Below are 12373 nucleotides of genomic sequence, written 5' to 3'. Positions count from 1 at the left end.
GGAACGGGCCGGCGGCGGCACAGCCGCCGGCCCGTTCGGCGCCGGGCGGAAAGGACCGGTCGGCGCCGGGTCAGAGCCTGAGTCCCGCGGAGACCTCCAAGATCTGGTGACGAAGCCAGCGGTGGGCCGCGTCCTGGTTGTTACGGGGATGCCAGTACATGGCCTCGGTCAGCGTGGTCATGGGCACCGGCAGCGGCATCGTCTTGAGCCCCGTCCCCTCGGTCTCGCGCGCGAGGAGTCCCTGGAGCACGGTGACCAGACGGGTCCCGGGCACCACATGGGGGGCCATGGCGAAACCCCCGACGTCGGCGGCGACCCGGAGCCGGGCGCCCACGCGGTCGAAGTAGGACTCCACGATCGAGGTCATCGGCCCGTTCACCCCGAGAAACGGCAGCCGTCGCAGCTCCTCGACGGTGATGGAGTCACCCACCCCGGGGTGGTTCTCGTCGACAGCCACCACGAACTCGTCGGTGAATAGCGTCTCGCTGAAGAAGCCGGACAGATTCTGGGCGAGGCTGGTCGGCCAGATCAGCAGATCGCACTGGCCCCGGCGGAGCTGGTCGATGAAGTCGGCTTGCGCGGGGAATACGTTGATGCGGATATTCAACGACTCCGCCTCCACTTTGCGCAGAATGGGCCAGATCAGCACCGCCTGGGCGTAGTCGCTGGCGATCACGGTGAACGTGCGGGGAGGGCCATCGGCAGGATCGAACCTTCTGCTCGCGCCCATGACGGCCCGCACCGCCGAAAGGGCCTCCTGTGTCGGCCGCACCAGCGACTCGGCCAACGGGGTCAGCGTCATCCCCCGCCCCTGCCGCACGAGCAGCGGATCCCCGAAATGGCTCCTCAACCGGGCGAGCGAGGCGCTCATCGCCGGTTGTCCCACGAAGACCCGCTCGGCCGCCCTGGTCACACTGCGTTCGGCCAGCAGAGCGTCCAGGGCGATGAGAATGTTGAGATCGATATTGCCAAGGTCGTCCGACATGTGTGCGCCGCTTTCCCAGGGGACGGTCACGCCCGCCGACATGGTGCCCGGCAGGCTGTCGGCTCGCGCACGCGGTCGCCCGCGGGAGCGGCCTGACTCACATCTTCCGGTTCGCCGCGGGCATAACGTCGGCGAATCAGCAAACGCCAGGCGTTTCCCCAGGGGTTCGGCTTCGCCGGTGGCGGAGCCGCCCCGGGACGCGCGCCGCGCCCATGTGCCGCAGCACGAAGGGCGCAGCCGCACGCCACCGGGGCAATCGGCCGACCGAGGCGGCCTTCGGGCCTCAGAGCACCGTGTGCTCGGCCTCGGTCAGCCACTCGGCCACCAGGGCACCCGTACGGGAAGCGTGCTCCTCCATGAGCGTGTAGTGATCACCAGCCGTGGTGCGGATATCGGCATTCGCAACGACCCCTGGGGATCCGTCACCGGCCAGCAGGGGCACGTCGGCCCGTACGGACAGCACAGGAACGGGCAGCGGCGCCGCGGACCATTGCGCGAACAGGTCGCAGTTCCATGCCATCGCCGACAGCCCGGTACCGGTCAGGCCCCGCACGACGTCGCGGCGGTCCGTCATGCCGCGCATCAGCGCCGAGACGAACTCGTCCATCCTGTCCGGCGGGGGCAGATACGTGTCCAGCAGCACGACCGCCCGCAGCGGTGCGCCGCGTTCGCTCAGCAACGCGGCCATCGCCAGGGCGAGCAGCCCTCCAGAGGAGTATCCCACCAGGACGAACGGGTCGTCCCCGGTCCTGGCGAGGACCCGCTCGGTCTGCACCTGGGCCAGGACCTCCCCCGACTCCGCCAGTGGCTCACCGTCGAGGAATCCCGGGGTGGCCAGGACGTCGACCGCGCGGCTGCCCCGGAATCCGGAGGCGAACCGGGCGTAGGTGTAGGCCCCCGCCAGCGGCACCAAGGGGGTCAGGCAGACCAGTCGGGGGGCTTCGGCACCCGACCCCAGTGGGGTGAAGGCCGGGGTCCCGGGCTCGGTCCGGAAGGTCGGGCGGTTGCGGGCGACGGTACGCAGCAGGTCGAACGCCCGCGTCCCGTCGCCCGCCTCGAACGCCGCCGCGCACAGGTCGGCGACCAGGTCGGTGGACGGTGGTGCGGGCGCGGTCGCCGCGTCGGGCTCGGCGCCCAGATGGGTCAGGAGGTGCTGGGCGAGCCGGGCCGGGGTCGGGTGGTCGAAGGCGATCGAGGTGGGCAGCCTGAGCGAGGTGGCCGAGGCAAGGCGGTTGCGCAGTTCGACGGCGGTCAGCGAGTCCAGGCCCAGCTCCGCGAACAGGCCCGCCGGGTCGATCTCCTCGGTGCCGCCGTAGCCGAGCACGTCGGCCGCCGTGGCGCGCACCATCTCCAGCAGCCCCTCCTCGGTACGCGCCGGCTTCGCGACGGCGGTGCCCGCCGCCTTGCGCGGACCGCGCACCAACCCGGCGATCAGCCGGGGCGGGTCCGGCAGGTCGCGGAAGGCCGCCAGGTTCAGCCGGGCGGCGACGACCTGGGCGTCCCCGCCGGTGGCCACGGTGTCGAAGATCGCATGGCCCTGCTCCTCGGCCAGCGGCAGCAGACCCGACCGCGCGAAGCGCGCGTGGTCGAGCCCTTCGGTCATGGCGCTGGGGAGGTCCCACAGCCCCCAGTCGATCGACACCGCGGGCAGCCCCCGCGCCCTGCGCTGCTGGGCGAGGGCGTCGAGTACGGCGTTGGCGGCCGCGTAGTTCCCCTGCCCCGCCGCGCCGAACACACCCGCGGCCGAGGAGAACAGGACGAAGGCGCTGAGGTCCAGGTCCTGCGTCAGCTCGTGCAGCAGGTGGGCGCCCCCGGCCTTGGGCAGCAGCACCGTCTCCAGCCGGTCGGGGTCGAGTTCGCCGATCGTCGCGTCGTCGAGCACTCCCGCCGCGTGCACCACGGCCGTGAGGGGGTGCTTCGCCGGGACGGCGCCCAGGACTCGGCCCAGTGCGGCGCGGTCGGCGATGTCGCAGGCGGCCACGGTGACCGACGCGCCGGCCTCGGTCAGTTCGTCCCGCAGTTCCCGGGCTCCGGGTGCGTCGATCCCTGTGCGGCTCACCAGGACGAGGCTGCGCACGCCGCGTGCCCGGACGAGATGCCGGGCCAGGGACGCGCCGAGGCCGCCGGTGCCACCGGTGAGCAGCACCGTGCCGTCCGGGTCGAGGTCCCGGCCGACGGTCAGCACGACCTTGCCGACATGCCTGGCCTGGCTCAGATGGCGGAACGCGCTCGGGGCCCGGCGTATGTCCCAGGTGGTGACCGGCAGGGTCATCAGCTTCCCGGTGGCGAACAGGGTGAGCAGTTCGGCCAGCATCTCGCCGATCCGCTCCTCCCCCGCGTCCGACAGGTCGAACGGCAGATAGTCCACGCCGTCAGGGTGGTTCTCGCGTACGTCGGTCCTGCCCATCTCCGCGAACCGGCCGCCCGGGCGCAGCAGCCGTAGTGAGGCGTCCACGAACTCGCCCGCGAGCGAGTTCAGCACGGCGTCCACTCCCGTACCGCCGGTGACCTCGGTGAAGGTCCGCTCGAAGTTGAGTGTCCGGGAGGAGGCGATGTGGTCCCGGGCGACCCCGAGTCCGGCGACGGTGTCCTGTTTGGGCTCGCTCGCGGTGGCGAACACCTCGGCGCCCCACACCCTGGCGAGCTGGATCGCCGCCATGCCGACACCGCCCGCGCCCGAGTGCACGAGGATCCGCTGCCCCGGCTGGAGGTCGATCAGATCGCGCAACGCGTAGTAGGCGGTGAGGAACACGGCGGGCACGCTCGCGGCGCGGGCGAAGCCCCAGCCGTCGGGTATCCGCGCCAGCAGCCGCTGGTCGGTGACGGCCATCGAAGCGAACGCGGCGTCGGCGATGCCGAACACCCGGTCGCCGGGGCGCAGGGCACGCACGCCGGGACCGACGTCGAGCACCACTCCCGCGGCCTCCACGCCGAGCCGGGTCAGATCACCGGGAACCATGCCGAGGGTGATCAGCACGTCCTTGAAGTTCACCCCGACGGCACGGACCGCGATGCGGACCTGCCCGTCGGTCAGTGGCTCGGCCGTACGGGGGGCGAGCGCGAGATCGTCCAGGCTGCCCGTGGGCGAGGCGGTGAGGTGCCATGCCTCGCCGACGGGCGGTTCCAGCGCGGCCGGTCGACGGGTCAGGCGTGGCGCATACCGGTCCGCGTCCCGCAGGGCGATCTGCGGTTCCCCGGTCGCCAGGGCGGCGGAGAGGTCGGCCGCGGTGACGGGCCGGTCGGTGTCGAGAAGGACGAACCGCCCGGGGTGCTCGGACTGCGCGGTGCGCAGCAGGCCCCATACCGCGGCCTGGTGGGGCACCGGTTCGTCCGCGGGCCGTACGGCCACCGCGTCGCGCGTCAGCACCACGAGCGGTTCGGGACGGTCGGTGGCGATCGTGGCCTGCACCGCGGCCAGTATCCGGTGGAGTGAGGACGAGTCGACGGCCGTGAGCACGATCGACGTGTCCGAGGGCACGGCGGACGGCTCGGGGAACGCCGGAGCGCCGAGACCGTGGTCGGCCTCGGGGCCGTCGAGCACGGCCCACCCGCGGTCGTCGGCGGGTTCCGGCTCCGGAAGCGGGACCCAGCCCACGGTGAACAGCGAGTCCGCGGGCAGGGCGCCCGTGCCGGGCTGGGCGAACGGCCTGGTGAGCAGGCGGCCCGCGTGGAATACGAGCGCTCCCTGACCGTCGACGGCGGTGATCGACATCGCGTCGGGCCCCGCCGGGGCGAGGCGGACGAACAGCTCCCGCGCGCCGCGCGCGTGGAGTTCGACATCGGACCACAGGAACGGCAGTCCCGGCTCGTCCCCACCGGCCAGTGTCATCGCCTGGCAGGCCGCGTCCAGCAGCGCGGGGTGCAACTGGAACCGGTCCGCGGGGACCGCGTCGGCCAAGGCCACCTCGGCGAACAGCTCGTCGCCCGCCCGCCACGCCGCGCGCATGCCGCGGAACGACTCGCCGTACCGGTAGCCGGCGCTGTCGAGTTCGGCGTAGAAGGCATCAAGTGCGACCGGTTCGGCGTCCGGCGGCGGCACCGGCGTGAGCGAAGGAAGCGGCGACGCCGACGCGGAGAGCCGGCCCGTGGCGTGCGGCACCCAGTCGTGCTCGCCCCGGCTGTGCACGGAGAAGGGCCGGTCCCCCGACTCGTCGGGGCCGTGCACGGTCAGCTGGATCCGGATGTCGCCGCCGGTCAGTACCAGCGGCGCCGCCAGGACGAGTTCGGCGACCCCACGGCAGCCGGTCTCGTCGGCGGCCCGGACCGCCATCTCCAGGAACGCCGTGCCCGGCAGCAGCACCGAGTCCCGCACCACATGGTCGGCCAGCCACGGCTGGGTCCGAGTGGAGAGGGTGCTGGTGAACACCACGTCCGGCGAACCGGCCAGCTCTTCGGCGGGGCCCAGCAGCGGATGTGTCTGGCCGGGGCGCCGCGGCGGCTGAGCCGTCGGCCAGAACCGCTTGCGCTGGAAGGCGTACGTGGGCAGTGCGACGGCCCTGCCGCCGGGCAGCGCGGGGCTCCAGTCCACCGCCACCCCGCGGGTGTGGGCGTCGGCGAGCGAGCGCAGGAAGCGGTCCATACCGCCGTCGTCACGGCGCAGCGACGCGACGGTGTGCACCTGCTGGTCCAGTGCCTCCGCCGTCTCGTGCAGGGCCGCCGCCAGCAGCGGGCGCGGGCTCATCTCGATGAACACGGTGTGCCCGTCCTCGATCAGCCGGCGGCCGGCCGTCTCGAACAGCACCGGGCTGCGCAGATTGCGGTACCAGTAGTGGGCGTCGAGGGTCGCGGCGTCCAGGCGTCCCCCGGTCACCGTGGAGTAGAACGGGATGTCGGCACCGCTCGGGTTCAGTTCGGCCAGTTCCCCGAGCAGCGCGTCCTCGACCGCCTCGACGGCGGAGGTGTGCGAGGCGTAGTCCATCGGCACCCGCTTGGCCGCGGGCACGGCCTCCAGTACGCGGTCGAGTGCGCTGTTGGTTCCGGCGACCACCGTGGACGACGGCCCGTTGAACGCGGCGATCTCGACGCCGTCGAAGCGGACGCGTCCGGGGGCGACCGGAACGGACAGCACTCCGTGGTCACCTGAGAGGCGGTCGGCGATCACCCGGCCGCGTCGCACGACCGCGACCGCCGCCTGTTCGAGCGGCAGCGCGCCCGCCACGCATGCGGCGGCGTACTCACCGAGGGAATGCCCGACCACGGCGGCCGGAGTCACGCCGTAGGACTCCCAGAGCCGGGCCAGCGACACCATGACGGCGAACAGGGCGGGCTGGACGACATCGGCCCGCCGCAGCATCTCCTCGTCGCCGAGCGCCTCCAGCAGGTCCCAGTTCGCTTCGGTGGCCATCGCCCGCGCGCACTCGGCCATCGAGTCCGCGAACACGGGCGAGGACTCGATCAGGGCCCGTCCCATCCCCGCCCAGCTCGAGCCCTGGCCGGGGAAGACGAAGACGGGGCGCGGGTCCTGGCCGGCGGCCACGGCGGAGGCCACCGACGGTGCGGAGGTGCCGCCGGCCAGCGTGGTGAGCCCGGCGGCCAGTTCGGCGCGGTCCCGGCCGAGGACCACGGCCCGATGGGACGCTTGCGATCGTGTGGTGACCAGGGACCAGCCGATGTCGATCGGATCGGTACCGGCATCCAGCAACGCGGACAGCCGGCTCGCCTGCGCGGCGAGGGCGGCCGGTCCCCGGCCGGATACGGCCAGCGGGATCAGCGCGGTCTCCCCGGTGGCCCGTGGCTCGGCGGGCGGTGGCGTGTCGGCCTCCAGCACGACGTGTGCGTTGGTGCCCGAGATACCGAACGCCGAGACCCCGGCCCGGCGGGGTGCGCCGGTGTCGGGCCACTCAGTCCTGCCGTGGGCCAGCCGGACGCTGCCCGCCGTCCAGTCCACATGGGACGAGGCCGGGGTGGCGTGCAGGGTCGCGGGCACGGTGCCGTGGTGCATGGCCAGCGCCGTCTTGATCACGCCCGCGACGCCGGCGGCGGCCTGGGTGTGGCCGATGTTGGACTTGAGCGTCCCGATGAGCAGCGGTCGTGTCCGGTCCTGTCCATAGGCCGCGGAGAGGGCGTGTGCCTCGATCGGGTCACCCAGGGGTGTCCCGGTGCCGTGCGCCTCGACCACGTCGACGTCCCGCGCGGACAGGCCGGCGTTCGCCAGGGCCTGGCGGATGACCTCCCGCTGGGCACGGCCGTTGGGCGCCGACAGGCCGTTGGACAGGCCGTCCTGGTTGATCGCCGAGCCACGCACCACGGCCCATACACGGCGTCCCGCGGCACGGGCGTCGGACAGGCGCTGCAGGACGAGCATGCCCGCGCCTTCGGCGAATCCGGTGCCGTCCGCGGAGTCGGAGAACGCCTTGCACAGGCCGTCGGGGGCCAGCCCGCCCTGGCGGGAGAACTCGGCCAGGCCCAAGGGAGTGGTCATGACCGTGACCCCTCCCACGAGCGCCGTGGTGCAGTCGCCGTTGCGCAGGGACTGCGCGGCCAGGTGCAGGGCGACCAGCCCGGAGGAGCATGCCGTGTCGACGGTGACGGCGGGTCCCTCCAGCCCGAGCGAGTACGCGATCCGGCCGGAGAGCACCGAGCCCGCGCTGCCGGTGCCCACGTGGCCGGTGGCGTCGTCGGCCTCGGCGCCGGTGAGGAGCGCGTAGTAGTCCTGTCCGGTGCTGCCGAGGAACACTCCGGTGCGGCTGCCGGCCAGGCTGCCGGGCGCGATGCCGCCGTGTTCCAGCGCCTCCCACGAGGTCTCCAGGACCAGCCGCTGCTGCGGGTCCATGGCCAGGGCCTCCCGAGGGGAGATCCCGAAGAACTCCGCGTCGAAGGCCGCGATGTCGTCCAGGTAGGAAGCCGTGGTCACGCAGTCGTCGGGCAGGGCTGCGAGGTCCCACCCCCGCTCGCGCGGCGGCGGTCCCACGATGCTGCGTTCCTCGGCGAGCAGCTGCCACAGCTCGTCGGGCGAGGTGACGCCGCCGGGAAGGCGGCAGGCCATGCCGACGATGACGATCGGATCGGTGGTGACGGCCGGGTCGGCCACCGTGTGGGTGCGGGTCGTCCCGTCCGGTGTGCCGCCACCGGCCTCCGCGCGCAGGTGGTCGGCGAGCGCGGCGGGCGTCGGGTGGTCGTAGACCACGGTGGTCACCAGGGAGAGCCCCGTCACGGCGTTGAGGCGGTTGCGGAAATCGACGGCGGACACCGAGTCGAATCCCAATTCGTGGAACGGCCGGTGCGGGTCGACGTGCGCCCCGGAGGCGTAGCCGAGCACGGCCGCCGTCTGGGCACGTACGACCGCGAGCGGATCGGTGGCGTCCGCCGGGGCGGTGCCCTCGGTGAGCAGCGAGCCGACCTCGGGGATCTGCGAGAGCGTCGGATTGGGCCGCAACGCGGTGACCGCCGTGTGATAGCGGTCCCATGCGATGTCGGCGAGCACGATCGCGCCGTCACCGTGTTCCACGGCCGTCCGCATCGCCGCGGTCGCGTCCTGCGGGGACATCCCCGGCACTCCGTGCCGTCGCGCGGCCTCCCCGAGGGGCCCGTCGCCCATCCCGTCCCCGGCCCACACGCCCCAGCCGATCGACGTGGCCGGCAGCCCCTCGGCACGGCGGTGTTCGGCCAGCGCGTCCAGGTAGGCGTTGGCCGGTGCGTAGGTGCCCTGGCCCGAGGCGCCGACCGTGCCGGCGAGCGAGGAGAACAGCACGAACGCGTCGAGGTCGAGGTCACGGGTGAGCTCGTGCAGGTTGGCCGCGCCCTGTGTCTTGACCGCCAGGACCCGGTCGAACTGCTCCATGGTCAGGGCGTCGATGGCGGCGTCGTCCAGTACGGCGGCGGTGTGCACCACGGTGCGCAGCGGTGTCGCCGGGTCGACGGAATCGATCACTTTGGCGAGGGCGGCGCGATCGGACAGGTCGCAGGGGACGATGCTGATGCGCGTCCCGAACTCGGCGAGATCCGCGGCCAGTTCACTGGCGCCGGGGGCTTCCGTCCCGCGCCTGTTCACCACGATCACGTGTTCCGCGCCCTCGGCCGCCAGCCAGCGCACGACATGCCGGCCGAGTCCGCCGGTGCCACCGGTCACCAGGGCGGTGCCGCGGACCTGCCAGTCGCCGCTGCTCTCCGGACGCACGGGGGCCCGCAGGATCCGTCGTCCGAACGCTCCGTGCCGGTCGATGCGGACCTGGTCCTCGTGGGTGTCGCCCGACAGCACGGCGGCGATCCGGCGCCGGCCTGCGTCGTCCAGCGGCTGCGGCAGGTCGATCAGACCACCCCAGGCGCGCGGTCGCTCGAACCCGGCCACCCGGCCGAATCCCCACGTCATCGCTTGCGCCGGGGAGCGCGTCGCGTCCCTGGTCACGCACCACAGCGGTGCTTCGACGCCCACCGCGCCCAACCGCTGCACCAGCCGCACGGTCCGGGCGAAGCCCTGGGGGACGGCGGGGTGGTCCTGCTCGGGGTCCTCGTCGTGGGCCAGCAGCGCGAGGACACCGGCGGGCTCGGGGAGGGCGGCGAGGTCTGCCGCGTCCGGTGCCCGGACCGCCACTTCGGCGCCGTATTGCCGCAACGCTTCGACGACGCTGTCGGACCAGGCGTCGGGCGTGTCCGTGACGACCAGCCAGGTGCCGGTCAGCACCGGATCGGCGGACAGCCGCAGCGGCGTCCAGTCGGCCCGGTAACGCAACCGGTCGAGGGGGCTCTCCGCCGGTGCGGGGGCGCTGATCGTCCGCTCCGCGGGGGTCACCCAGTAGCGCTCACGCTGGAACGGGTACGTCGGCAGCTCCACGGCCCGCGCCTCGGGCAGCGCCACGGTCCAGTCCACCGGCAGGCCGTGCAGGTCGGCGGCGGCCAGCGAGGTCAGCATCCGGTGCAGCCCGCCGTCGTCGCGGCGCAGGGTGTCCAGCACCGGGCCCGCGGCGGTGGTGTGCGCGAGCACGGGGTGTGGGCTGACCTCGACCATGACCCCGTGTCCGTCCCGTATGAGGACGTCCATCGTGTCGGCGAAGTTCACCGTCTGCCGCAGGTTGCGGGACCAGTACCCGGCGTCCAGCGCCGTCGTGTCCAGGCGGGAGGTGGTCACCGTGGAATAGAACGGCACGTCCCCCTGGCGGGGCCGAACCGGTGCCAAAGCCGCCAGCAGGTCGGCCTCGATCCCGTCGACATGGGGCGAGTGGGCGGCGAAATCCACCCCGGCCAGCCGCCAGCGCATGATCCCGGCGGCCGACAGACGGCGCTCGACGTCGTCCAGCGCCGCCGGGTCACCGGAAATGGTCACGTTCTGCGGCCCGTTGACGGCCGCGATCGACACGGCGCTCTTCCCGTCGTCCGCCAGCAGCTCGCGCACCCGGTCCGGCGGGGCCATCACCGACATCATCGCGCCGCGCCCGGACAGCCGCTCGCGGATGAGGCGGCTGCGCAGCGCCACGATGCGGGCGCCGTCCTCCAGGGACAGGCCACCGCTGACGCAGGCGGCGGCGATCTCGCCCTGGGAGTGGCCGATCACCGCGGCTGGCTCCACACCGAACGAGCGCCACAGCGCGGCGAGCGAAACCATGACCGCCCACAGCGCCGGCTGCACGATGTCGACCTGGGCCAGCGCCTCTTCGTCGGACAACACCTCCCGCAACGACCAGTCGACGTACGCGGACAGGGCCTTCTCGCAGTCCTGCATGGCCTCGGCGAACACCGGTGACTCGTCCCACAGCCGGGCGCCCATCCCGGTCCACTGGGAGCCCTGTCCGGGGATGACGAACACGGCCCGCTCCCCGCGAGCCCGCTGACCGACTCCGAGTACCCGCTCCCCCAGGGCGACCGATTGCAGCGCCTCGATCGCCTCGGCACGGTCGTGCACCGGCAGCACGGCTCGGTGCGGAAACCGCGCGCGCGTGGTCGCCAGTGTGAACGCGACATCGGCCACCGGCTCCTCGCGCTCCAGCAGGTGCGAGCGCAGCCGGGTGGCCTGGGCGCGCAGAGCGCTCTCGGACCTGCCGGACAGGATGAGCGGCACCGGGCCGGAGTGCTCCGTACGGGGCTGCTCCTCGGGCGCGGCAACGTCCTCCACGATGACGTGCGCGTTGGTCCCGCTGATCCCGAACGAAGAGATGCCCGCCCGGCGCGGGTGGTCGGCGGCGGGCCACGGCCGGGCCTCGCGCAGCAGGCGCACCGGGCCACCGGACCAGTCGACGTGCCGGGACGGCCGGTCGACATGCAGGGTCATCGGCAGCCGGCCCGCGCGCAGCGCCTGCACCATTTTGATCAGACCGACCAGCCCGGCGGCCGACTGCGTATGCCCGACGTTGGACTTCACCGAGCCCAGCCACAGGGGGTGCTCGCGGTCCCGGCCGTAGGTGGCCAGCAGGGCGTCCGCCTCGATGGGGTCGCCCAGGGTGGTGCCGGTGCCGTGCGCCTCGACGGCGTCGACCTCGTCGGCGGGGACTCCGGCGTCGGCGAGCGCCTGCCGGATGACCTCTTCCTGGGCGGCACCGTTGGGCGCGGACAGCCCGTTGGAGGCGCCGTCCTGGTTGATCGCGGACCCGCGTACGACGGCGAGTACCGGGTGTCCGAGCCGCCGGGCGTCGGACAGCCGCTCGACGAGCACCGCGGCGACACCCTCACCGAAGTTGGTGCCGTCGGCGGCGTCGGCGAACGCCTTGCAGCGCCCATCGGCCGCCAGACCGCCCTGCTTGGAGATTTCGACGAACCCGTGCGGTGCGGAGATCACCGAGACACCGGCGACCAGCGCCTTCGAGCAGTCGCCCTTGCGCAGCGCCTGTGCGGCCAGATGCAGGGCGACCAGGCCCGAGGAACAGGCGGTGTCGACCGTGACAGCGGGTCCACGCAGGCCGAAGGTGTAGGCGATCCGTCCGGAGGTGACACTCGGCGCCGTACCGGTGGCGACGTAGCCCTCCGCGGCGTCCGGGTTGTCCAGGAGGCGGATCAGGTAGTCGCCCGGGCCCGCGCCGACGAACACGCCGGTGCTGCTCTCCCGCAGCGCGTCGGGCGCGTATCCGGCGCGTTCGAACACCTCCCAGGCCGCCTCCAGCAGCAGCCGCTGCTGCGGGTCCATGGCGGCTGCCTCGCGGGGCGAGATGCCGAACAGATCGGCGTCGAATCCGCCCACGTCGTCGATGAAGTAGGCGTCCGTGGCGAAGGGGCTGAGGGACTCCAGGTCCCAGTTCCGGTCCCGGGGGAAGGGCGCGAGCACGTCCCGGCCGGAGTCCACCAACTGCCACAGCTTCTCCGGCGAGTCGGCGCCGCCGGGCAGGCGGCAGGCCATCGCCACCACGGCGATCGGCTCCCTGGCCGCTTCGGTCAGGGCCCGGTTGTGCTCCCGCAGTCGCTCGGTCTCCTTGACCGAGGAGCGAAGCGCGTCGACGAGGCGGTCGGGTGAGATCGTCATGTCGG

Annotated in this window: 2 protein-coding genes; both read right to left on the bottom strand. The window is 73.1% G+C overall.

The features are described 5' to 3' along the window. Positions 1 to 70: 70 nt before the first annotated feature. A complete protein-coding gene (locus CGL27_RS47380) occupies positions 71 to 985 on the bottom strand; it encodes a LysR family transcriptional regulator (protein WP_162953226.1) in 915 nt (304 codons plus the stop codon). Positions 986 to 1268: 283 nt separating this feature from the next. Then, complete coding sequence (locus CGL27_RS47375) at positions 1269 to 12368, bottom strand: type I polyketide synthase (protein WP_119993907.1); 11100 nt, start codon at positions 12366 to 12368, stop codon at positions 1269 to 1271. Positions 12369 to 12373: the final 5 nt, after the last annotated feature.

The organism is Streptomyces sp. 11-1-2 (assembly GCF_003595545.1).
GTDB lineage: Bacteria > Actinomycetota > Actinomycetes > Streptomycetales > Streptomycetaceae > Streptomyces > Streptomyces hygroscopicus_B.
This window is presented reverse-complemented; position numbering and strand designations above follow the sequence as displayed.

Bases quoted from the DNA above. Each gene is read 5' to 3' on its own strand.
- CGL27_RS47380 (WP_162953226.1), bottom strand. From the start codon at position 985: ATGTCGGACGACCTTGGCAATATCGATCTCAACATTCTCATCGCCCTG.
- CGL27_RS47375 (WP_119993907.1), bottom strand. From the start codon at position 12,368: ATGACGATCTCACCCGACCGCCTCGTCGACGCGCTTCGCTCCTCGGTC.